The following is a 23,288-nucleotide window of genomic DNA, read 5'->3' as shown; positions in this document are numbered from 1 at the left end:
GTAAACGGCCCGCGGCCGAGGAAACCAAGCATTAACCATTCTCGCGTTAGATGTCAGACGGGTCCTTCGTTGCTCGTGCCAGGGTGAACCGATGTCGTTTCGTTCTTTGTCCTTTATCGGCTCTCTCGCCGCTCTCACCGTCGCCGCCGCGGTTCTGTCCGCGCCGTCCGCCGAAGCGGCATCCCGCGACAAGCGCTTCTTCGATTCCGTTTCGGGGATCTGGAAAGGGCCGGGCGAGATCGTCGCCGGCAAGTACAAGGGCACCAAATTCACCTGCAACCTGACCGGCATCTCGTCAAGCGGCGAAACCGGCCTCAAGCTCGACGGCACCTGCCGCGTCGGCGTCTTCTCGCAGCCCATGAGCGCGGTCATCACGCAGGTCGGCAACACTTATCAGGGCAAGTTCCTCGATGGCGCCGATGGCAAGGGGCTCGACATCGTTTCGGGCACGGTCAGCGGCAACAAGGTCGTCATGGGCATCAACCGCGCCAAGCTGAACGGCGCCATGGTCGCCCGCGTACAGAACGAGACGGCGATGAACATCACCATCTCGGTCAAGGTCGAGGATCGCATGATCCCCGTCATCGGCCTTTCGCTCAATCGCGAAATGGATGCCGACGCCTCCGCCTCGCTCAAGAAGTAATTATCGACGCCACCATTCGCCGTCGTCGCTGGCGGTCGTGATCCCGGTCCTGTCACTCTCCTCGAGCCACGCCGCGACGGAACGTCCGCGGACGACCATCGAAGCCGCGATGTCGGCGAGCGGCATCAGCACGAAGGCTCGCTCACTCATCCGCGGATGCGGAATCTCGAGCCGGTCCGTCCGGGTTTCGAGCGCGTCATAGGTCAGCACGTCCATGTCGATCGTCCGCGGCCCCCAGCGCTCGATCCGCACCCGCTTCATATCACGTTCGATGTCGAGGCAGGCATCGAGCAGCGCCTCCGGCGAAAGCCGGGTCTCAATCGCGGCGCAGGCATTGTAGAAATCCGCCTGATCGGTCTTGCCCCAGGGCGGCGTGCGGTAGAGCCGCGAGACCGCGACCACGCGGCAGTCCTCCCGCGCATCGAGCCTCTGCAGTGCAGCCGCCATGGCCGCCACCGGATCACCGATATTGCCGCCGAGGCCGAGCGTCGCCCGATGCCATTCCAGCATGTCGTTGTTCACCGTTCACCCGCCTTCACCTGCCGTTCTGCATCCAGAATGGCATCCGTGACGGCAAGCATGTCCCTGTTGATCGCGACATTATGGACGCGGAAAACGGCCGCTCCCTTCATCCTGAGCAGCACCGTCGTCGCCGCGGTCGCCGGGTCACGCTCCGGCGTGCTGCGGCCGGTGATCGTCCCGAGGAACCGCTTGCGGGAGGTTCCGACGAGAAGCGGCAGTCCGAAAGCCCTCAGTTCGTCGAAACGAGCCATGAGTTCGACGTTTTCCGCCTCCGTTTCCTTGGCGAAGCCGAAGCCGGGATCGAGGACGATCGCTCCGCGGGCGATGCCGGCAGCCTCCGCAATCTCCAGCGAGCGATTGAGGAAAACGAACTGATCCTCGATCATGTCGGGGAGCTTCTCACGACCGCGTCCCGTATGCATGATACAGAGCCCTGCCCCCGTCTCCGCCGCCACCTTTGCGATATCCGGCTCCCTTTGCAGCCCGTGCACGTCGTTGACGATATGGGCGCCGGCGGCAATCGCGAGCCGCGCCGTCTCCGCACGGTAGGTGTCGACCGAAATCAGCGCATCGCTCTCTCGCGTCAGCCGCTCGATGACCGGAAGAATTCGGTCCTGCTCCTCGGCGGGCGAGACTTCGGCAGCGCCGGGCCGGGTGGACTCGCCGCCGATGTCGAGAATGTCCGCACCTTCCTCGAGGCACCGCAGACCGTGGGCCACCGCGCTCTCGGCGCCGAAATGCTGGCCGCCGTCGGAGAAGGAATCCGGCGTCACGTTGACGATCGCCATCAATCGTCCGCGCGAGAGATCGAGGCGCCGCCCGTGGGCGAGAAGCCAGTCCGTCTTGCCTGCCTGCATCGTCACGGCGAATCCTCCCGAAGCGAAAAAAGATACATGTGCGATATTGCACTTGCCGGGCCTATGCCCCAAGGTCCTATCGAATACAACATAGCGGATATCCAGCATGAAGATTGCGCGCCGCCCCCGGTATCTCGTTTCCGTCGCGGCAATCCTCGCTCTCCTGAGCAGCCAGGCGACCGCCGAGACGATCGTCCACAAGACGGTCAGCTATTTCCAGATCGGCGGCACGACCGCCCAGGACCTCGACCGCGAACTGGAGCGGCGGGGTCCGTACACGATGTCGACGGGCGCCCGCCATCCCGGCGCCACGCGCATCCGTTTCGGCGGAGACGTGACCTATGTCGAGTCCGGTGGCCGCTGCCGTGTCGGCTCCGCGAAGGTGACGCTGAAGACGCAGCTCGTGCTGCCGAAGTGGAAAAACCGCAAGCGTGCCGGAAAGGACCTCGCGCTGATCTGGGATGCGCTCTCCAGCGATATTCGCCGTCACGAAGAACGACACGCCGAAATCGCACGCCAATACGCCCGCAAGCTGGAGACCAGCCTCAAGGGCCTCCGCCCGCAACGCGAGTGCCTCGCCATGGAGATCAAGGTCGCCGAAACCACCAGCCGGATCATCGATGCGCACGACAAGGATCAGATGCGCTTCGACCGTGTCGAGGCGGCGAACTTCGAGAAGCGGATGATTCGCATCCTCAACTACCGATCGAAGCGGAACCCCTGACGTTTTCCGCCGTCGGCACCCCGCCACCGTTCAAAAATGCCGGCTTTTGCCCTTCAAACTTGAGTGGAACTTGCGTTCTGCCCTGTGAATAACCAGCTATTTCTAGCAGTAGAACTTGCTAAAGAACGGAATTATACGTGTGATTAAAGAGAGTTCATACGGCCAGAGTCGGATATGTCAGGTTCTCCCCGGCGCATCTTCGGGTAGCAGGTGTCTCCTCCCTCGCCTGTTGGCGGTGCGCCCCCCTCGCCTCGCTCCTTGACGAGCGAGGCTTTTTTTTGCCAGCTCTCAGCCCTGACGCTCCGGAACCTTGACGACGAGACCGTCCAGCGCCGGCGTCACCTTGATCTGACAGGAGAGGCGCGAATTAGGCTGCACGTCGACGGCGAAGTCGAGCATGTCCTCCTCCATGGCCGATGGTGCGCCGACCGCGTCGGTCCAGGCTTCATCGACATAGACGTGACAGGTCGCGCAGGCGCAGGCGCCACCGCATTCGGCCTCGATGCCCGGGACGGAGTTGCGTACCGCGTTCTCCATCACGGTGGAGCCGTCGGCGGCGTCGATCTCGAAACGTGTGCCGTCGAACGCGATGATATTCAGCTTGGTCATGAAGGCATCCAGAAAGGCTAGTGAAAGACGGCCGAAGTCATTCACGAAAAAATCCGGGCCGTCAACATTTTCGCCCGCCGGGACAGCCGGCTTCACGGGACTGTGTGTCGCACCGGCGAGGTATCGGCGCTGGCGCGAGCTGCCAGCCGGCGCCGCGCCCTCAGCGACAGAGACCCGAGACGAAGTTTTCCGCCTCGATGACACACGAATAGACGGACTCGATTGCATCGGGATCGGTTCCGTCCCTTTCGACCGCCTCCGCCGTCGCCGACAATGCGAACGCGCCGACGGCCATGGCCGTCGCCCTCAGCCTTGCCGCCGCCGTCCTGTTGGCCGCGGCGTCGCCACCGGGCACCAGCGATCGCAAACATTGCCGCACCTGACTGACGAAGGCTTGCAGGATTTCCATCTCGGCCGCGCGGTCGGCGCGCGTGCGCGCTGCCAGATAGACGAGATCGACGGGCCTTGCCCGCGACCGGCAGTGTTCGCCCGCCGGTGCCTCGTCCGGGGAAACTTCGGATATCTTCGTGCTGGTCTTTGCCATTGTGGCCACCTCCGTACTCCAGTCCGGTGACGATCCTCGGTTGAAATTGGGCGCCATCCGCTTAAAACGGCGCCCGTTTGGCGGGAAAACCTATCGCTATGGTTAACAGCTCCTAAATGCCCGGCATTGCAGGCTTTTCGCATCCGCAATCCGTAAAATAACTGTTAACAACAACCCGCTGTCCGGGGGATGCCGGGGCCGGTTAATTGTAACGCATACCCGAATGTGTCACTACGATACGGATATGAGGGGCATAGGCTGCAAAGCTTTGCCCGGAGGTCGGATGATGATAAGGAAGCTTTTCATCGGCGCTTGAAGAAGCGGGCATTCCGGCCTTGTTTGCAAGGGGATTTCCCGTGGCGTGGCGGCAGCGGGAAAGTCCCGAGTTCGGCCGATCGGCGGCCCCGAGCATTGTTGCGAGGGTAAGGCGACCAGATCGGCTTGGTATGCGTAGCGAGGCGTAACCCTATGGCGAACAAGAAGACCAACGAGTCGATTGACGAAAGCGCCTTTCAGGCTCTCGAAGCGGCACTGCGGATCGATTTCGACGAGGAAGAGATCTCGTCGCCGCAGGCTGCCAAGGCGCCTGACGCTCGGGAGAGCAAAGTGTCCGGCAGGCCCCAACAGCAGCGCCCCACCCCCGCCCGAAAGGCGGCACGTTCGGCGGATTTAGGTTCCGAGACGGCGGCGAAGTCGCCGGTGTTCGAACCGGCCAACGACGCATCGCGCCGCAGCCCGACAATGGTGATGAAGTCGCTCGAAGGCGCCTCCATGCGCGGGGCACTGCGCAATGCCGCGATCGTCTCGACCCTCTGGGTCGTCGGCGCACTCGGCCTGGCGCAGCTTCTCTACAGCGAACAGATCTGGAACGCCGCCGGCACGTCGGCGGTTCCCGGCCTTGTCGCCATCTTCCTCGGAACGGTCATCCCCGTCCTGCTCATCTTCGCCTTCTCGATCATGATGGCGCGCGCCCGCGACCTGCGCAACGCTGCCCGTTCGATGGCGGAAGTCGCCCTTCGCCTCTCCGAACCGGAAACGATCGCCTCCGAGCGCATCATGACGGTCGGCCAGGCCGTTCGCCGGGAAGTCTCGGCCATGAACGAGGGCATCGAACGGACGATCGCACGGGCGACCGAACTTGAAACGCTCGTCCATTCCGAAGTGACGGCGCTCGAGCGCAGCTACACCGACAACGAACTGCGGGTACGCGGCCTCGTCCAGGAACTGAGCGCGGAACGCGATGCGATCGTCAACCACGCCGAACGCATCCGCAGTTCGATCGTCGGCGCCCATGAACAGTTGAAGGAAGAGCTGTCGCTGGCGACGGAGGAGATTTCCGTCCGGCTCGCGACCTCCGGCGAGGCCTTCGCGTCCCTGATCGACACCCGCGCCGCGGCGCTAATGGAAAAATCCGACGCGGCCGCGACGTCGCTCGGAACGCTTCTTTCCAACAAGACCGAAAACCTCGTCCAGACGCTGTCCGCCTCCGGCATCTCGCTCGCCAGTGAGTTCGACACGCGCCTGCAGCAGTTGACCAGCACGCTCGCGCAGCGCGGCCAGGACCTTCTCGGCGAATTCGAGACGCGTGCCTCGTCGCTCGACACCAATACCGAGAAGCTGAACGCCGCCCTCAACGAACGCGCCCGCCAGCTCAACGAAACACTGGTCGAACGCACCCGCGAGATTGCCGAGAGCCTGACGAGCGGCGAGCGCGGCATCACCGGCTCGCTCGACGAAGTTCTCAGCAAGCTCAACACCACGCTCGACGAGAAGGGTGCGAGCTTCCGCCGGAGCCTCCAGTCCAGCGCCGACGATGCCATCGTCGACCTCGACCTGCGCTCGGGCCTTTTCGAAGACCGCCTCCAGGCGACCGTCGGCCAGATCAACGCGGCCTTCGACGAACGCGTGGCGGAATTTGCGAGCGCCTTCGACCAGCGCGCCGGCAGCCTCGACAGCAAGCTCATGGAGAGCCTCGCACGGATCAACGAAACCGTCAGCGGCGGCACGGATGCGATCGACGGCATTCTCAATTCCAGCATCGAGCGCCTCGGCTCGACCCTGACGGATCAGTCCTTCGCGCTCGCGACGGCGATCGGCACGGGTCAGGAATTGATGGACGACGCCCTGGCCGGCCGCGCCAAGGAAATCGCCGACGCACTGGCCAGCAAGGCCCAGGCGCTCGACGAGACGCTGAAGGCCGCCCAGAGCCGGATCGACGCGATCATGGAAGAGCGCAGCGGCGCACTCTACAATGCGCTCGCCTCGAACCAGACGCGTTTCGAAGACACGCTTTCGAGCCGCACGGAATCCGTCATCAATGCGCTCGCCGGCAATCAGGATCGCTTTGCGGAAACCCTGGAAACCCGCAGCCGCGAAATTGCCGAAGCGCTCTCGGAAGGCCAGCAGCGCCTCGATCAGGTACTCGACGGTCGCGCCGAAGCACTCGTCGAGGCAATCTCCGGCACGGAGAACCGCCTCGCCTCCACGCTGGAGGACAAGACGCACCAGATCGCCGCAGCCCTGTCGGAAGGTCATCTGCGGCTCGACCAGACGCTCTCGGGCCGGGCGGACGCCATCATCGAGACGATCTCCGGTACCGAAGACCGTCTTTCGGGCGTCCTTGACCGCCGGGCGGCAGCGATCGTCGAAACGGTGGCCGATGCGGACCGGCAGATCGAAGCAGCATTCGCGGACAAGAGCGAGGCGATCCGCAGCGCCTACGCCGACAACCAGCAGCGGCTTGACGATTCCCTCGCGCGCCATGCCGAGCGTCTGTCCTCCACCCTCGATGGTGGCAGCAGCCGCGTCGAGAGGACGATCGAGGACGGTGCTTCCCGCATCGCCGACAGCGTCGCTGCCGGCGTGGCGCGGCTCGACGGCTCCCTCGGCGAGAACCATGACCGCATTCGGGCTACCCTCGAGGACCGGACCAACTCGATCAGCCTCACGCTCCGCGAGGCGCGCGAGCAGATCGAGAACACGCTTGCCGAACAGGGCACCTCTTTCGGTGCCTCCATCGCGGCAAGCACCGGCATGCTGGAAATGTCGCTCGAGGAGCAGGAAGCATCCCTGCGCCGCACCATCGACGAAAGCGGCAAGGCGCTCGAAGAGCGGCTCCGCGGGACGGCAGGATCGATCGCGGGCCAGTTCAGCGAAGCCGCCGGCGAGATCACCAGGACGGCCGCCGACTTCTCCGACCGCGTGGAACGCTCGGTCGGCGGCATGACCGCCCGTCTCGACGAGACGAGCAGCAAGATCGAGACCAGCCTCGGCACGCTCGAAGACCGCATTCGCGACGGTCTCGATGGCGTCGACAGCCGCGTCGGCGACGCCGGCGAGAAGTTCGCCGCACGCCTGTCGGAGAAGATCGAGGACATGGAGCGGGTCGGCTCGCTGGCCACCGAACGCGTGTCGCGCGTTCTGGAAGAAGGCACGAGCCGCGTCGCCGAATCCTTCGACAGCCGCACCGCGATCATCGACGACCGCCTGTCCACCATGGACCGCGCGCTCAACATCGGTCTTGATGCGGTCAACCGGACGATCGAAGGCAAGGCGGCCGGGCTTGCCGCCGCACTGCGCAGCGCCGTCGGTGAGGCCGCTCAGACCCTCGACGCCGAAGCCATGCGCTCGGTCGAACTGCTGAACCGCTCCGGCGCCGACTTCGCCGACCGGATCGGGGCGCGCAGCGCCGAGTTCAGCCGCGCGGTCGAGGAACGCTCCGAAGACCTCGCGAACCGTATCGAGGAGACCCAGAACCGTCTCGCCGGACAGGCCGCGTCAGTCGCCCGCACCTTCTCCGAGGCAGGCGATGCGATCGCCGGCAAGATCGCGGAAGCCGAAGCGATCGTCGACACGCGGATCGCTTCTCTCGCCGGCACGCTCGCCGATGCGGGCAGCACGCTCGAAGCGCGCGCCGCCGCCATCCGTGAAGCGCTTGCCGGAAACACCGAAGAACTCGCGACCACGATGGACTCGGTCGACAAGGCGCTCGAAGCACGCGGTAACGCGATCCGCACCGTTCTCGACGAGCGGACCCGCGAACTAAACTCCATGCTCGCCGGCCGCTCTGCGGAACTGTCGCGGATCATCGACGAGAAGGCCGTGCCGGTCATCGCCGGCTATGCCGAAACGGGGCGCGTCGCCGCCGAACGGATCACCGAGGCCGCTCGCGAGAGCGCCGAACGGCTGCGTGCGGAAAATGGCGCGGTGCTCGATGCCCTGACCGAACGCGCGGAACATGCCGCTCAGGCGCTTGGCGCCGTGGAGGCGAGCCTTGCCGAAAAGGCCGGTACGCTCATCGAGCGGCTTGCCGAGAGCAATTCGGGGCTCACGGAAATGGTCGAGCAGGCAGCGTCGAACATCGCCGCTGCCGACGAGCGCTTCGGCGAGACGACGGCGCGCTTTGCGGACACGACGGCCCAGGCCGCCGACCTCCTGCAGACCTCGAGCCGCCTTCTCGAAGGCAAGCTTGAAAAGCTCGCTTCCGTCTCCGACCAGACCTTGTCTCAGGTCTCTTCGATCGTTGGCCGCTTCGGCGAACACTCCAAGGTGCTGAGCCAGGCCTCCGAGCTTCTCGGTGCGGCGCAGTCGAACCTCGTCGGCACGCTGGAGGAACGTCAGCAGTCACTGCGCGACCTCGCAGTCGGGCTCGTCAAGCGTTCGGAGGAGATCGAGACGACGATGCGCGGCCTCGGCTCCATGGTCGAGTCCGCCTTCGAGCGGGCCGAACAGCGCTCCGGCCAGGTTGCAGGCAATCTGCGCCAGAGCATCCAGTCCTCCTTCGCCGACATCGGCAAGATCCTGTCCGACACCGAAAAGCAGGCTCAGTCTACCGCCACCAACATGCGCGACGCGCTGCTCTCGGCCGGCGAGGAGGCCAACAAGTCGATCGAGAAGACGCTGTCGGAGGCTGAACAGCGCTCCGGGGAGCTGGCCGATCGCCTGCGGGGCGGCCTCTCCTCCTCGCTCGGAGATGTCGAGCGGCTGCTCGGCGAAGCCGGCCGCAAGTCCGACGGCGCCGCCAATCACCTGCGGGAAGTCATGCGCGAGGCGGTCGAGGAAGCAGTTACCCGCTTCTCCGGCGCCACCGACGAGATCCGTCGCTCGGCTCAGGATATCCGCAAGGAACTCGATGCGACCCGCGGCGAACTGAAGCGCGGTGCCTTCGATCTTCCGGAAGAAGCCAAGGAGAGTGCGGCTGCGATGCGCCGCGCGGTCGCCGAACAGATCAAGGCGCTGCAGGATATTTCGCAGCTCGTCGGTCGCTCCACCCAGCAACTCGAGATCGCCGAGCCCGTCGTCCGCAAGCCGGCTGAGACCCGCCCGGCCGAACCGCCGCGGAAGGTCGCAGCTCCCGCTCCCGCCGTGGTTCCCGGCCCGCAGCCGGTACCCGCCCGACCGGTCGAGACCCCTGCCCTTCGTGGCAGCTTCGGGCTCGAGCAGAAGGCAGCCGTGTCGACGACACCGGCACGACAGGAGACTGGCGGTTGGATCAGCGACCTGCTTCGTGGCGCCTCGCGCGACGAACAGGAGCCGAACGGTCCACAAGGCCGTGCCGCCCAGCCCAAGGCGACCGAACCCGCACCGCGGGCCTCCGACAGCCGCAATCCGCGCCACATGGTGGAATCGCTGAACTCGCTGTCGGTCGACATCGCCCGCGCCATCGACCATGACGCCTCGGTCGAGTTGTGGCGGCGCTACCAGCGCGGCGAGCGCGACGTGTTCACCCGTCGGCTCTATACGCTGAAGGGGCAGCAGACCTTCGACGAGATCAAGCGCAAGTACGACCGCGAGCCGGAATTCCGCATCGCCGTCGACCGCTACATCGCCGATTTCGAGAAGCTGCTCGCAGACGTCGCCCGCACCGATCGAGACAAGACGGTCACCCAGTCCTACCTGACCTCCGATACAGGCAAGGTCTACACGATGCTCGCCCACGCCGCCGGCCGCTTCGGCTGAGCCGACAGGCGTAAACCACAACGAGAAAGCCCCGGAATGGTGACCGCCATTCCGGGGCTTTCTCGTTTCTGCAGGACGAACAGGTTCAGAGCAGCGTCAGCGTCCAGGTGACCATTTCGCCGGTGACCTCGGCAAAGGCACGATCGAGCGCGCGGACATAAGACGGACTCGACGCTCCCGCAGCGGGAACGCTGGCGGAAAACACCTTTTGCGCCCTGACGGTGCCGTTGCGGTCATCGACGAGCTTCAGCGATATCTCGACCACGGCGCGGTCGCTGCCGGTCGTGTCGATCTCGAAGGCGCGGATATCGGTGACGAGCTGATAGTCGATCGCGAGCCCCTGCCCCGGCTTGCCGACGCCGCCGATCCGGCCGGTATTCTCGAACGCCTCGACGAGCTTCGATTGCACCATGCGCGGCAGGCGGTCGCTCCACTGCGATTTCGCCAGGTACTGGATTTCGGAGGAGGAGACGCGGACCATGATCTGGTCGCTGTCCAGCGCCTTCAGCGCAGAGGGGTCGGCAATCAGGATCTGGCGCTTCTTCGCCTGAGCCTTCGTCTCGACGGTCGCCGCCACCGAAAGATCGAACGTGTCGTTCTTCGCCGGCGCCGTTCCGCAGCCGCCAAGCCCAGCACCAATCAGAGGCAGAACCACGATGCCCCACAGGAGGCGCCGCCTGCGCAAATCGAATTCCGATTCTCCCATGCCCACCTTGTCCCTTCCGGCCTTCGGACCGTCAGCGCCGAGTCCGCCCGTCGTATTGCTTGACCGTTTCCCCGCCGAAAAGCAACCTCTGCGGGTTCCGGTCGAAATTGTTGATTGCGTCGTCGAGCCCGCGAACCGTCTGGCGGGTATCGTCGACGAGCGCCTGGATGTCGCGAAGCCCGGTGTTCGAGAAGCGCGCGAAATTGTCGGCGATCGGGCCGATCCGGGCGTTCAGGTTGTCCGCCGTGTTGCGAATGGAGACCAGCGTCTTGCGCGCCTCGACGCTCAGCGAGTCCGCCTCGCCCGAACCGAGGAAGGCATCGACCTTCTTCAGAATACCGTCGAGCTGGTCGGATGCGTTGTTGAGCTTGTTTCCGAGCTGCGTGAAATCGGTGATCGCCTGGTCGATGTCCGGCTGGCGGGCGGTGATCTTTTCGCTGAACTGCTGGAAGTTGGCGACAGCGGCACGTGCGTCCGCCGAGGCGACGGATACGTCGTCCACCACCTTCGAGACCTTCTGCCGGTCGACCGCCGCGACCAGCTCACGCACATGGGCGAGCGTCTCCTCGGCGGATACCCCGAACTTCTGGAAGGTCTCGGCGGTCTCCTTGAAGCTGTCGATCGCCGGACCGACCTTGTCGGCCGTCTCGGCGAGGCTGCCGGTGAACTTCTCCGTATTGGCGAGAATCCTGTCGATCTTTTCCGAATTCAGCGCCCGGAACAGGTCCTCCGCAGCCGACAGCGTGGAATCGAGCCGACCCGAAAGACCCGACACCGAATCCGAGAGATCGCTGACGCTCTTCAGGAACTTGTCGATGCCGTCGGCATTGTCGGCGAGCGACTTGGAAAATGTCTCGGCGTTCTTGATCGTGTTGGTGAGCGGTCCGCGCGCATCGTTGACGAAGCCCTGGAACTGGCCGATCGCGTCGTCGGCGCGCCTCAGGATCTTGTCGGCGGTCGAAAGCAGGTTGGTCACGCTCGATTGCTCCGCCACCAGCACCGCCGGTTCGCCGGTCGAAAGCTCCCGCTGCAGGATGTTCTCGCCGCCCGCTTCGGTCCCGGAGAGCTCGATATAGGCCGCTCCCGTGAGGCCCTGGATTTCGAGAACGGCCTTGGTCGACTGCGTGACCGGAGCGTCGGCCTGGACCTCTGTATTGGCAATCGAAAACTTCGGATCGTCCTTGTCGATGACGAGGCTGCGCACCGTGCCGACGGCAATACCGTTGAAGCGCACCGGCGAGCCGATGCTCAGGCCGTTCGCCGAACCCGGTATCTTGATGGTCAGCGCGGCGACGGGGCCACCCCTGCCGTATTCGGCCATCCAATAAACGAATCCGAAAGCGGCAGCGATGACGAAAACCGTGAAAAAACCGACGATTGCGTAATTGGCTCTGGTTTCCATGGAGACCTGTCACTTCACCGGATTGTCGCCGGAATGTCCCGGCCGTGGGATGGATCGAGCCCGCTTGCCCCTGAAATAGGTTTTCACCCATTCGTCATCGCAGGCGAGCATATCGTCTAACGTTCCCTCGACCAAGACCCGCTTCTGCCCGAGCACCGCGATGCGGTCGCACACCGAAAACAGGCTGTCGAGGTCGTGCGTCACCATGTAGACGGTGAGCCCCAGCGTATCGCGAAGCTGGGCAATCAGTTCATCGAACTCGGCCGCCCCGATGGGGTCGAGACCGGAGGTCGGTTCGTCGAGGAAGACGAGGTCGGGATCGAGCGCAAGGGCACGCGCGAGCGCCGCGCGCTTGGTCATCCCGCCGGAAAGCTCGGAGGGATACTTGTCGGCGGCATCCCTATCGAGGCCGACCAGACTGATCTTGAGATAGGCGAGTTCGTCCATCAGCCACTGCGGCAGGTCGAGATATTCGCGCATCGGAAGCTGGATGTTCTCCTTGACGGTGAGCGCCGAGAACAGCGCGCCGTGCTGGAACAGCACGCCGAGACGGGTATCGAGATTCATCCGTTCCGTCTCGCTGACCTTGTCGTAGTCCGCGCCGAGAATGCGGATGCTGCCGGCGCGTCGCGGCAACAGACGCAGCACGGTGCGCATCAGCACCGACTTGCCCGCGCCGGAGGCCCCGACGAAGCCGAGGATTTCGCCGCGATAGACGTCGAGATCGAGATTGTCGAGCACGATATTGTCGCCGAATCCGACGGTGAGGCCGCGGACCGACAGGACCGTTTCCCTTTCCTGTGTCGCCGGTGCTGTAGAGGCTTCGTTCATCGTGCCCCCGTCAGAAGTCGATCGCGGCGTAGAACATGGCGAAGAGCCCGTCCACGAGGATGACGACGAAGATCGACTTCACGACGGACGTCGTGACGTGGCGACCGAGCGACTCGGCGCTGCCGCCGACCTTCATGCCTTCGACCGCCGAGACGATGCCGATGATCAGCGCCATGAACGGCGCCTTGATCATACCGGAGGCGAGAGTCGAATAGTCGATCGCCTCGTTGAGCCGGGTCGTGAACACGTCGAAGGTGATTCCGGAATAGCCCCAGGCGACGAGAGCCGCACCATAGAGCGCCGCAAAATTGGCGACGACGGTCAGAAGCGGCAGCGCGACGACCAGCGCGACCAGCCGCGGAAAGACGAGGACGCCCACCGGATTGAGACCGATGACCTTCAGTGCGTCGATCTCTTCCCTCATCTTCATCGAACCGATTTCGGCGGTGATCGCGCTTCCCGAGCGGCCGGCGATCATGATCGCCGTCAGCAGCACGCCGATCTCGCGCAACTGCAGAATGCCGACGAGGTCGACCACGAAGATTTCGGCACCGAAATAGCGCAGCTGAAAGGCCCCCTGCTGGGCGATGATGGCACCGATCAGGAAGGACATCAGCACGATGATCGGAACGGCCCGTACCCCCATGTGGTCGAGCTGGTTGACCACGGAAGCCGGCGATACGCCCGCGCCGCGGCCGAGCTTCATCTGTGCGCCGCGCACCGCCGAGCCGAGGACATACATCATCGACACGGTGTCCTGCCAGAGATGCGCCATCATCACGCCGACAGGGCCGAAAGTCCGGATGAACAGCGCTTCCTTCTTCTCGTCGTGATGCGGGGCTTCGACCGTCGCCGGGAGCGCCCGGATGAGCTCCTGCATGGCTGCCGTGCCGCCCGTCAGGCTGACCTTGCTGCCGCCTGCCTCGCGGCCGGTGACGATGCGCCGGACGAGCCATGCGCCCGCCGTATCCATCCCGTCGATACCGGAGAGATCGATCTCCACCGCAGCACCACCGTCGGATCCGAGGCGTCCGATGCTCGGCAGCACGCCGGCGAGCGTATTGTTGCGCCAGGTGCCGGACAGGATCAGCCGCCGCCCGCCGTCCGGCAGGCTGCCTTCTTCGATCGCAGCGGTTCCTGGATGATCCTTCAAGATCAGACGTCTCTCACAGGCTGACGGTTCTCGAGCGACGATTCGCAACTGCAACGGGCTTACACCAGATGAGGCGGCAGTATAACTGCCCGTGCCCTCATTGGAATCCATGTTGCGGAGTTTGGCGGCCTGCGTAGCCGCGAAACCACATCTTTGTCGGATATTCCGGGCCGTCAGGGGTGGGCCGAGGGCACCATGGCCGCTTCAGCATCCGCCTCGGTCGGTTTTACGACCCGGATCGGGATCGTCAGCGGGCTCGCCGCCCGGGTGATTCCCTTGGCGGTCGGGGTCTGGATCAGATGATCCCAGGAGATGAGTTCGAAATGGCCGTCGTGATGCTCGGCGATCGCCGTGCAGCTTTCCACCCAGTCTCCGGTGTTGATGTAACGGATGCCGTCGATCTCTTCCATCACCGCATGGTGGATGTGGCCGCAGATCACGCCGTCGACGCCGTTGCGGCGCGCCTCCTCGACGACGACTTTCTGGAACTCGCCGATGAAATTCACCGCCTGCTTCACCTGCAGTTTCGCCCAGGCGGAAAACGACCAGTAAGGCATACCGAGGCGGCGCCGGACAGCCGCCAGGAGAACGTTGACGGCGATCGCCGTGTCATAGGCCCAGTCGCCGAGATAGGCGAGAAGACGGGCGTTGCGTACCACGACGTCGAATTCGTCGCCGTGCAGCACCAGGTACTTCTTGCCGTCCGCCGCCTCGTGCACGATGCGCTCGGCGACTTCGATGCCGCCGAAGTGACTGCCGGGGAAACCGCGGAGGAATTCGTCGTGATTGCCGGGAATGTAGATGATCCGCGTGCCCTTGCGTGCCTTGCGCAACAGCTTCTGCACCACGTCGTTGCAGTCCTGCGGCCAATACCAGCTGCGCTTCAGCCGCCATCCGTCGACGATGTCGCCCACGAGCACGATCGTTTCGGCCTCGTGATAGCGCAGGAAGTCGATGAGAAAGTCCGCCTTCGCGGCCTTCGAACCGAGATGGACGTCCGAGATGAAGAGCGTCCGGAATTGGCGGGTATCCGCGTGTGTACTCACGAGGGTCATCCTCTGGGTATTGGCGTTCTCAGCCTCTAAAACCAGAGTCGTGTTTCAGCTTGATGACACGGGCTTGGGGATTGCACCGCCTCTGCCGGGAGTCCCCACGCGATGCGCTCAGTCGGCCAGCGGCGGCAACCTCTGCGTTGCGATGGCCCTCGCTTCCTCCCGATCCACCCCGAGCGCCACCAACAGCAGCTCGGCAGCCTCGCTGCCGGCCTCTCGCCAGGCCCTGTGGCCCTCCTGCACGAGAAGCATGGCCGCGAGCGTCGTCCCGCCGATCATGGCCACCACCGAGGTAACCTGTTCCCGCGGCACGACATAGCGACCCTGCTCGACGCCCTTGAGGATGTCCTCCGTCGAGGAACTGGTGAGCAATCCCTGCAGCGCCCGGTTGGTGAGACTGAAACGGACGAGGAACCGGCCCCAGTGCGGTTCTTCATGCGCCCGGCGGATGAACAGCCTGACGCCGCACGCCATCCGCAATGCGGGGTCGGTCAGGTCCGCCATGCTGGCCACCACCCGCTCCTGCATCTCCCGCGCGAGGTCACCGGCAATGTCCTCGAAAAGCGCGCCGGGATCGGGAATGGTGTTGTAGACGGTGCCGCGCGCGACGCCGGCCTCGTCGGCAAGCTCGCTGATGGTGACCCGATCGCCCCCCTTTCTTGCAAAGAGACAGATCGCCGCGTCGCGGATCCGGGTTCTGATACTCAAGGCGCATTTCCTTTCGACGCACTCCCTCTCCCGTAAAATTACAGGAATTCGGCCTGCGTCAATTCATCTCGATCTTTCTATCACGTTTCCGTTGAAATTTGAACATTGATGTTCAATATAGAACTCGTAAGTTCACATGATGACCGCGCGGACCATCCGCGACGGCCGCCCCCAGGAGCCCAGAAAATGAAAAAGATCGTCCTCGCCACACTCATCGCCGCGGCCCTCGCCGGTTGCTCGCAAACCACCGGCTCGATCGACAAGGCCGACGCCTGCCAGCAGACGGCCGACGGCAAATGCACCACCTCCAAATACGGCGTGCACGCCACCTCGCTTCCGCCGCTTTTCAGCCCGGGTGTCTAAGAAGCGACAGAGAGGAGCCGGAGAGCGTCCGAAGACACTTCCCCCCGAGGACTTTTCGTGTATTCAGGAGTCTCGACTTTAGAGACATATGTTAGTGGGCACGATGAATTCTCAGGACAAGACGAAGCCGCAACCGGCCCCCGCCTCCGGCGACCTCGACGAACAGGCGCTCTTCTACCATCACTACCCGAGGCCGGGGAAACTCGAAATCCAGGCGACCAAGCCACTGGGTAACCAGCGCGACCTGGCACTCGCCTATTCCCCGGGCGTGGCGGCGCCCTGCCTCGCCATCCGTGACGAGCCGGACACCGCCTTCGACTACACCGCGCGCGGCAATCTCGTCGCCGTGGTATCGAACGGTACCGCGGTGCTCGGCCTCGGCAATATCGGCCCGCTCGCCTCGAAGCCGGTGATGGAAGGCAAGGCCGTCCTCTTCAAGAAGTTCGCCGGCATCGACGTCTTCGACATCGAGATCAGCGCGCCGGCCGTCGACGAGATGGTCTCGACGATCTCCGCGCTGGAACCCACCTTCGGCGGCATCAACCTGGAGGACATCAAGGCGCCGGAATGCTTCGAAGTGGAGCAGCAGCTCCGCGAAAAGATGTCCATTCCCGTCTTCCACGACGACCAGCACGGTACCGCGATCATCGTGGCCGCCGCGATCCTCAACGGGCTCGAACTTGCCGGCAAGAAGATCGAGGACGTCAAGATCGTCGCCTCGGGTGCCGGTGCGGCCGCACTCGCCTGTCTCAACCTTCTCGTCACGCTCGGCGCCCGCCGCGAGAACATCTGGGTCCACGACATCGAAGGTCTGGTCTATGTCGGTCGCGAAGCCCTTATGGACCGCTGGAAGTCCGTCTACGCCCAGCCCTCCGACAAGCGCACGCTGTCGGAATCGATCGAGGGCGCGGACGTCTTCCTCGGCCTGTCGGCCGCCGGCGTCCTGAAGCCGGAGCTTCTCGCCCGCATGGCGGAGAAGCCGCTGATCATGGCGCTCGCCAACCCGACTCCGGAAATCATGCCGGATCTCGCACGCGCGGCACGCCCGGATGCGATGATCTGCACCGGCCGTTCGGACTTCCCGAACCAGGTGAACAACGTTCTCTGCTTCCCCTACATCTTCCGCGGTGCGCTCGATTGCGGCGCCACGACCATCAACGAAGAGATGAAGATGGCGGCAGTGCGCGCGATCGCCGCGCTAGCCCGGGAAGAGGTCTCGGAAGTGGCGGCGAAGGCCTATTCCGGTGAATCCCCGACCTTCGGCCCGAACTACCTCATCCCCTCGCCCTTCGACCCCCGCCTGATCCTGCGCATCGCTCCGGCGGTTGCGAGGGCCGCAGCCGAAAGCGGTGTCGCCCGCCGGCCGATCACCGATTTCGATACCTATCTCGACCAGCTCAATCGCTTCGTCTTCCGCTCCGGCTTCGTCATGAAGCCGATCTTCACGGCGGCCAAGAAGGCACCGGCCAAGCGCGTCATCTTCGCCGAAGGCGAGGACGAACGCGTGCTGCGCGCCGCACAGGTGCTGCTCGAGGAAGGCATCGGCCAGCCGATCCTGATCGGCCGCCCGCCGATCATCGAAAACCGCCTCCAGCGCTTCGGGCTGCGCATTCGTCCCGGCACCGACTTCGAGGTGGTCAATCCGGAAGACGATCCGCGCTACCGCGACTATGTCGAGGAATATTTCGGGCTCGTCGGTCGCGCCGGCATCAATCCGGAAGCCGCCCGCACGATCGTGCGCACCAACAACACGGTCATCGGAGCGCTCGCGGTTCGCCGCGGTGATGCCGATGCACTGATCTGCGGGGTCGAGGGTCGCTTCGACCGCCATCTCCGCGACGTCGGCCAGATCATCGGCAAGAAGCCGGGCGTCTGCGCCTTCTCGGGCCTCAGCCTGCTGATCTCCCAGCGCGGGGCGATCTTCTTCACCGACACCTTCGTGACCTATAACCCGACGGCTGCGGAAATCGCCGAAACGACAGTGCTTGCTGCAAACGAGATCCGCCGCTTCGGGATCACCCCGAAGGCGGCACTCCTCACCCACTCGAATTTCGGCTCGCGCGATTCCGAAAGCGCCCGCAAGATGCGGGAGGCCTTGCGCCTCATCCGCGAGCGGGCTCCCGAGCTTGAGGTCGACGGTGAAATGCAGGGCGGATCGGCGCTCTCGGAGGCGCTGCGCAAACGCGCCATGCCCGACAGCACGCTCACCGGCGAAGCCAATCTCCTGGTTTTCCCGAACCTCGATGCCGCCAACATCTCGCTCGGCCTCGTGCGGACGATGATGGATGCCCTGCACGTCGGCCCCATCCTTCTGGGCGCTGCGCTACCCGCCCACGTGCTCTCGACGTCGGTCACCTCACGCGGCGTCGTCAACATGGCAGCACTCGCCGTCGTGGAAGCCACGCAACCCGCATAACGATGCGCGCGCCGCGGCGATATCGCCGCGACGCATGCTTCCTGTCACAACAAACGCGCACCATCAGACCTCTTCCGGCGCATGAAAAATGCGCTGGACAAGCCATTTTTGCTGGACGATCTTATCCCATAGATTTGTCAGGGTCAGATAATGATTAACCAGAAGGGTTATTTTGACCTGCTGGACTGGCTGGAAAGCGAAGAGGTCGTTCGACCGCAGCCGTTTTTCAAAAGGATGCAGGCTGAGTTCGGAATCTCGAACATCCTCTATATCGACGCCATCCCTGCGGCGACCGGAGTCAGGCTGCATCGTATCCACCACACCTACGGGCCACATGTGGTCCGGGCCGTCACGGCTCTCGGTCCGCATGTCCTGACGCCGCTGCTCAAGCACGCCCTGACCTCGGTGCGGCCACTCGATTGGTCCATGCTGCCGGAAACGATTCCGAGTGCGCAGTTCCTCCTCTCCGTCGCCCGCGAACATGCCCTGCCGACCACCGGCGTGTGCTATCCTCTTGCCTCACGGGAAGGACATGCGGCCCTTTTCGCAATCAGCGTCGCGGACGCACGCGACTGGCGTCAGTTTCGCCGTCACTATGACCGGGACCTTCATACTCTCGCTGCAAAGTTCCACGCGGCGGTGCTGGAGACCGCCGAGGAAGGCCCGCATCGCCAGAACGCGCGTTCCATCCTGACCGGCAGGGAGAAGGAGGCCCTCAGCTGGGCCGCAGCCGGCAAGAGCTATTGGGAGATCGCCGTCATCCTCGGCATTTCGGAGCGCACCGTTCGCTATTTCATGTCTAACGCCCGACGGAAGCTGAACGTTGTCAGCAATACCCAGGCCGTCGCCGAGGCCGTCTGGCAGGGTCTCATCTCCGGGCCGGACAATCGCTCCGAATAGAACGCCGACGTCCACCGAAGATTTGTGGGCGGCGCCGGCATTGCATAATGGGCAAGCGAGAATAATCGCAAATTGCAATCACTTAAACTGTCCCTACCGCCAGTTTCAATTTCTGGCTGAAGAAGCGAATTTTTCTCCCTGACCTTAGAAGGGAGACCGGCATGATTAGGATTATCAACGGAGCCAACCGCGATCGCCATTCGAAAGAGATGGCGGACGTGTTCAGCCTGCGCAAGCGGGTCTTTCACGACCTCCTGAAGTGGGATGTCAAGGTAGAGGGCGACTGGGAGATCGATCACTACGACGACGCCAATCCGATCTACGTCCTCTCCTACTCGCCCGAGACCAAGCGCCTGCGGGGTGCCCTGCGGCTGCTTCCCACCCTCGGTCCGAACATGCTCGATGACACGTTCCCGGTCCTGCTCGGCGACAAGCCGCCGATCCGCAGTGCCGCGATCTGGGAATCGAGTCGTTTCTGCATCGATCCGGAAATCTCGCAGGACCGGGGTTCGAACCAGGTGACGATTGCCGCCGCCGAGCTGATGTGCGGTGTCGGCGAGCTCGGGCTCGCCTCCGGGCTCACGCACATCGTCACGGTAACCGACGTGTTCCTCGAACGCATGTTCCGCCGCATGGGATGCCCCGGCGAACGGATTGCCGATCCGCAGAAGATCGGCTCCGTCTACGCGGTCGCCATCGCCTGGGAAGTGACCCAGAACCTGCTCGACCGGATGAAGGAGGTCGCCGGCATCGACCAGCGCGTGCTGGAAGAACCGATGACGCTCGAACAGGCCCGCGTCGCCTGACAGTGTCGCGTTTGCCGGTCTGGTACCGGCCGGAGGGAAGCTTCCGGCCGGCGCTGCCTGTTAAGCCAAAATTGAGCTTCCGGTTGGCGGAATGATGCTCGCCATCTATGATGATTGCGCCTATAGGCAAGTCGATCCGAGCAACGCCTGTCATTCGCCGATCGGGAACGCCAATTGCCGTACCGCCGTAGCCTCGCCCTGCTATCCGTGATGGTCCTTGCGACCCTTCCTGTTCCGGCCGTCTCCCATGCATCGATGATCTGCGACAGGTTGCGGGCGAGCCTCGTGAGCGAGCCGGAAGTGGTCGGAGATACCGCCGCGATGCGGCGCTTCTCAAGCGCCATCGCGCGGCAGAATTTCGAGATCCGCAAGGCTCGCCAGCGCTTCTTCGACGAGCGTTGCGGCTCTCCGAGTGTCACCGACTACACAGCAACGAACCGTCCCGAATGCACAGCACTTTCCGCCGACATCAAACGGCTGGAGGCGGAAAAACAACAGCTTGCCGACCGGCGCGATGCAGCGCGAAGCGGCGGCGCGCAGCGCAACGAGGTCCGTCAGAAGATTATCGAGATGATGGATGCCAACCGCTGCGACGAAGAGCCGGTGGAGGCGGACGTCACGCCGGCCGATCCACCTCGCACGCCCTATCTCGACATGGTGGCGCCGCGCGTCGGTACGGACGGTTTCCCGACGGGTGGCTGGCAGAACGGCGCCGGCGACCTGCAGACGCTTTGCGTGCGCAGCTGCGACGGGGCCTTCTTCCCGATCTCCTCGAACACGACGCCGCTCACCTTCCGGCGCGACGCGGAGCTCTGCCGGCAAATGTGCCCCGGCATTGAGACCGAGCTCTATTTCCGCTCTGTCACCGAACCCGAAAGCGGCGAGATGATCTCGACCGTGACCGGCAGGCCGTACCGGCAGTCGCCGACGGCCTTCTCCTACCAAAGCCGGCGCAAGGGCGAGCAACCCTCCTGCACCTGCAACCTCACGGACTTCTATCGCAAGATGAAGGAACAGGCGACCGGCGCCAACGTCCCCGACTACGGCTCTTCCGTCATCGACCTGAAGACGGCCGGCAAGCCGGTTCCCCGACAAGCCCAGCCGTCCGCACCCGTCGAGCGGCCCTACGATCCCGCGGAGAAGAAGGTGCGCCGGGTCGGCCCGGTCTTCCTCCCGAGCGAGACGAGCGGCATCGACCTCAGGCATCCTGCGCTCTCCGGCCCGCAACCGGTTCAGCAGTAGGGCACGGATGGCCGCGGCCATCCGCCGGATATCAGACGGCCGGCCTCTCCTGCCAGGTTTCGGAGAAGACCAGATCCTCGAGCGGCAGACGCTGCCGCCAGCCCTTCACCGCCAGTTCCGGCTCTCCGTAAAGCGTGTCGACGTAGCCGAGGCAGAACCAGCCGATCACCTCGACATGCTCCGGGATTGCGAGGATCCGCTTGAGCTCGTCCTCGTGGAAAATGCTGACCCAGCCGACGCCGACGCCTTCGGCGCGCGCCGCAAGCCACAGGTTCTGGATCGCGCAGACGGTCGAATAGCGGTCCATGCTGAAATTATGCGTGCGGCCGAGGACGACCGGACCACCGCGCGTCGGATCGCATGTCACGCAGATGCCGAGCGGCGCCTTGCGGATGCCCTCGAGCTTCAGCGCACGATAGTCGTCACGCCTCTTGCCCGAGAACATTCCGGCGGCCTCCTCATTGGCGCGGCTGAAGGCGCGCCAGACTTCCTCTCGCCGCTCGGCATCGCGCACGAGAATGAAGTTCCACGGCTGCATGAAGCCGACCGACGGCGCGTGATGGGCGGCGGAAAGCAGCCGCCAGACGAGATCGTCCGGCAGCGGGTCCGGCAGGAACTGGTCGCGCACGTCACGGCGGGTTTCTATGGCTCTGTAGATGGCGGCGCGTTCCTCGGCGGAAAACGCACCGGCCCGGACCATGTGGTCCATCGGTTCGTCCGGCATCGTCAAATCCCCAACAATGCAAAGGACCGCCCGCCGTCCGCGCGGGCCAAGTCTATCTCGCCAGGCCGGTCTTCTGACTCGGCTTCGACTGCCCGTCGCCACCTTCCCGGCCAGAAAGGCCAGTGACGCGAACCGGAAGACCGGTTCGTTGCGACAGGCATCCGCCACACAGCGTTGGGCACGTTCCGGATTGTCACCGGATTCCCGATTCTCCCGCGTCACCCGCGGGCACCTGACGCGGCCGATTGTTCACAGTTCGCCGCCGGTGGCAAGTCCCGCTGCGCGCAATCCTGTTTCACTCAACGGGGAAATAGCGGACATAGGCGAAAGCATCGCCGTCGGGAGACCAGCTCGGCACGTTCAAGGAACCTTGTCCGCCGAAGAACTCGATGAGCGTTTCTGTCTCGCCGGTCGCAATGTCCATCCGCCGGATCGAAACGTGCTTGTCGCGCGGATGGCCTTCGACGTCGGCCCCGTAGGAGAGGAAGATCAGCGCATCGCCTTTCGGCGCGGGGTGCGGAAACCAGTTGGCGAAGCCGTCGTCGGTCACCTGCGTGACCCCCGTGCCGTCAGGCCGGATCTTCCAGATCTGCATGAGCCCACTGCGATCGGAGTTGAAGTAGATCCATTGCCCGTCCGGCGAATAGTCGGGGCCGTCATTGTGCCCGCCGCCGCGGATCAGCTCCCGCTCCTCGCCGCCGTCGATGGAGATCGTGTAGATGCCGAATTCGTCGTCGCGGATTCCACAATAGGCGAACTGCCGCCCGTCGGGCGACCAGCCGTGCCAGTAGGACGGCAGCCTCGCGGTCAGCTGCCGCGGCACGCCGCCCGCCGCGGGGAGGATGTAGATGCAGGACTTGCCGTGCTCGGTCTTGTCGGAGATCGCGAGCATCGTGCCGTCGGGAGAAAGCCCGTGGTCGTTGTTGCAGCCGCTTGCGAAGCCCGTGTCGATCCGCTCCGGCAGTACACTTCCATCGATCGGCAGCCGGTAGATCAGGCCGTCGCCGTTGATCACTAGATAGGCGCCGTCCGGCGTCCAGTTCGGTGCCTCGACCAGCGCCTCCGTCTGCCAGACGACCCGAGAGGTGCGGCTTTTGCAGTCGAAGATCTCTACGGAACTGCGCATGC

Annotated in this window: 20 protein-coding genes and 1 riboswitch; of the genes, 8 read left to right on the top strand and 12 right to left on the bottom strand. The window is 64.2% G+C overall.

Annotation, left to right across the window (positions count from 1 at the left end):
* Nucleotides 1–91: 91 nt before the first annotated feature.
* The gene (locus tag EUU22_RS14450) at nt 92–643 is read left to right on the top strand and encodes a hypothetical protein (RefSeq protein WP_129332666.1); all 552 of its coding nucleotides are present in this window, start codon (nt 92–94) and stop codon (nt 641–643) included.
* Here EUU22_RS14450 and folK read toward each other — a convergent pair whose 3' ends face one another.
* Entirely contained in the window at nt 644–1,153 is a 510-nt protein-coding gene (folK, locus tag EUU22_RS14445; RefSeq protein WP_129332856.1) for a 2-amino-4-hydroxy-6-hydroxymethyldihydropteridine diphosphokinase, read from the bottom strand. It abuts the gene before it with no gap.
* An 8-nt stretch (nt 1,154–1,161) separates the two neighbouring features.
* A complete protein-coding gene (gene folP, locus EUU22_RS14440; protein WP_129332855.1) occupies nt 1,162–2,022 on the bottom strand; it encodes a dihydropteroate synthase in 861 nt (286 codons plus the stop codon).
* A gap of 106 nt (nt 2,023–2,128) precedes the next feature.
* Between folP and EUU22_RS14435 the strand changes: the two genes are divergently transcribed.
* Nucleotides 2,129–2,746, top strand: a complete 618-nt coding sequence (locus tag EUU22_RS14435) for a DUF922 domain-containing Zn-dependent protease (protein WP_129332665.1) — start codon at nt 2,129–2,131, stop codon at nt 2,744–2,746.
* 288 nt (nt 2,747–3,034) lie between these two features.
* Here EUU22_RS14435 and EUU22_RS14430 read toward each other — a convergent pair whose 3' ends face one another.
* The gene (locus EUU22_RS14430; RefSeq protein ID WP_129332664.1) at nt 3,035–3,355 is read right to left on the bottom strand and encodes a 2Fe-2S iron-sulfur cluster-binding protein; all 321 of its coding nucleotides are present in this window, start codon (nt 3,353–3,355) and stop codon (nt 3,035–3,037) included.
* A 160-nt stretch (nt 3,356–3,515) separates the two neighbouring features.
* On the bottom strand, nt 3,516–3,899 hold the full coding sequence (locus EUU22_RS14425; protein ID WP_129332663.1) for an Hpt domain-containing protein: 384 nt from the start codon (nt 3,897–3,899) through the stop codon (nt 3,516–3,518).
* A 468-nt stretch (nt 3,900–4,367) separates the two neighbouring features.
* Here EUU22_RS14425 and EUU22_RS14420 point away from each other — a divergent pair, with 468 nt between their 5' ends.
* The gene (locus EUU22_RS14420; RefSeq protein ID WP_129332662.1) at nt 4,368–9,857 is read left to right on the top strand and encodes an apolipoprotein A-IV repeat region-like domain-containing protein; all 5,490 of its coding nucleotides are present in this window, start codon (nt 4,368–4,370) and stop codon (nt 9,855–9,857) included.
* Between the two features lie 85 nt (nt 9,858–9,942).
* Here the strand turns inward: EUU22_RS14420 and EUU22_RS14415 are convergent, their stop codons facing one another.
* From EUU22_RS14415 to EUU22_RS14390, 6 genes are all read right to left on the bottom strand, one after another.
* Entirely contained in the window at nt 9,943–10,563 is a 621-nt protein-coding gene (locus tag EUU22_RS14415) for an ABC-type transport auxiliary lipoprotein family protein (RefSeq protein WP_129332854.1), read from the bottom strand.
* A gap of 31 nt (nt 10,564–10,594) precedes the next feature.
* Nucleotides 10,595–11,965: an MlaD family protein gene (locus EUU22_RS14410; RefSeq protein WP_129332661.1), complete on the bottom strand. Its 1,371-nt coding sequence runs from the start codon at nt 11,963–11,965 to the stop codon at nt 10,595–10,597.
* Nucleotides 11,966–11,974: 9 nt separating this feature from the next.
* A complete protein-coding gene (locus tag EUU22_RS14405) occupies nt 11,975–12,796 on the bottom strand; it encodes an ABC transporter ATP-binding protein (protein WP_129332660.1) in 822 nt (273 codons plus the stop codon).
* 10 nt (nt 12,797–12,806) lie between these two features.
* Nucleotides 12,807–13,949: an ABC transporter permease gene (locus EUU22_RS14400; RefSeq protein ID WP_245485043.1), complete on the bottom strand. Its 1,143-nt coding sequence runs from the start codon at nt 13,947–13,949 to the stop codon at nt 12,807–12,809.
* 173 nt (nt 13,950–14,122) lie between these two features.
* Entirely contained in the window at nt 14,123–15,004 is an 882-nt protein-coding gene (locus tag EUU22_RS14395) for a UDP-2,3-diacylglucosamine diphosphatase (RefSeq protein WP_129332658.1), read from the bottom strand.
* Between the two features lie 108 nt (nt 15,005–15,112).
* Nucleotides 15,113–15,709: a TetR/AcrR family transcriptional regulator gene (locus EUU22_RS14390; protein ID WP_129332657.1), complete on the bottom strand. Its 597-nt coding sequence runs from the start codon at nt 15,707–15,709 to the stop codon at nt 15,113–15,115.
* Between the two features lie 186 nt (nt 15,710–15,895).
* Here EUU22_RS14390 and EUU22_RS25305 point away from each other — a divergent pair, with 186 nt between their 5' ends.
* The 5 genes from EUU22_RS25305 (at nt 15,896) to EUU22_RS14370 (ending at nt 21,436) form a co-directional block, all read left to right on the top strand.
* Nucleotides 15,896–16,072, top strand: coding sequence for a lipoprotein (locus tag EUU22_RS25305; RefSeq protein ID WP_165351172.1), 177 nt, complete (start codon nt 15,896–15,898; stop codon nt 16,070–16,072).
* Nucleotides 16,073–16,175: 103 nt separating this feature from the next.
* A complete protein-coding gene (locus EUU22_RS14385; protein WP_129332656.1) occupies nt 16,176–18,488 on the top strand; it encodes an NADP-dependent malic enzyme in 2,313 nt (770 codons plus the stop codon).
* A gap of 150 nt (nt 18,489–18,638) precedes the next feature.
* The gene (locus EUU22_RS14380; RefSeq protein WP_129332655.1) at nt 18,639–19,388 is read left to right on the top strand and encodes a helix-turn-helix transcriptional regulator; all 750 of its coding nucleotides are present in this window, start codon (nt 18,639–18,641) and stop codon (nt 19,386–19,388) included.
* A 161-nt stretch (nt 19,389–19,549) separates the two neighbouring features.
* Nucleotides 19,550–20,194, top strand: coding sequence for an acyl-homoserine-lactone synthase (locus tag EUU22_RS14375; protein ID WP_129332654.1), 645 nt, complete (start codon nt 19,550–19,552; stop codon nt 20,192–20,194).
* Between the two features lie 174 nt (nt 20,195–20,368).
* Nucleotides 20,369–21,436: a DUF2865 domain-containing protein gene (locus EUU22_RS14370; RefSeq protein ID WP_129332653.1), complete on the top strand. Its 1,068-nt coding sequence runs from the start codon at nt 20,369–20,371 to the stop codon at nt 21,434–21,436.
* 31 nt (nt 21,437–21,467) lie between these two features.
* On the opposite strand, the gene bluB is transcribed toward EUU22_RS14370, so the two are convergent.
* Both bluB and EUU22_RS14360 read right to left on the bottom strand, forming a co-directional pair.
* Nucleotides 21,468–22,160 (bottom strand): 5,6-dimethylbenzimidazole synthase, encoded by a 693-nt coding sequence (gene bluB, locus EUU22_RS14365; protein WP_129332652.1) that lies wholly within the window; start codon nt 22,158–22,160, stop codon nt 21,468–21,470.
* Nucleotides 22,161–22,206: 46 nt separating this feature from the next.
* Nucleotides 22,207–22,411: riboswitch (cobalamin riboswitch) on the bottom strand.
* Nucleotides 22,412–22,455: 44 nt separating this feature from the next.
* Nucleotides 22,456–23,286 carry a TolB family protein gene (locus tag EUU22_RS14360; RefSeq protein WP_129332651.1) on the bottom strand — a complete coding sequence of 277 codons (831 nt, stop codon included), beginning with the start codon at nt 23,284–23,286 and terminating at the stop codon, nt 22,456–22,458.
* Between the last annotated feature and the right edge of the window lie 2 nt (nt 23,287–23,288).

Origin of the sequence: Ciceribacter ferrooxidans, from assembly GCF_004137355.1 — a bacterium.
Taxonomy (GTDB): domain Bacteria; phylum Pseudomonadota; class Alphaproteobacteria; order Rhizobiales; family Rhizobiaceae; genus Allorhizobium; species Allorhizobium ferrooxidans.
This window is presented reverse-complemented; position numbering and strand designations above follow the sequence as displayed.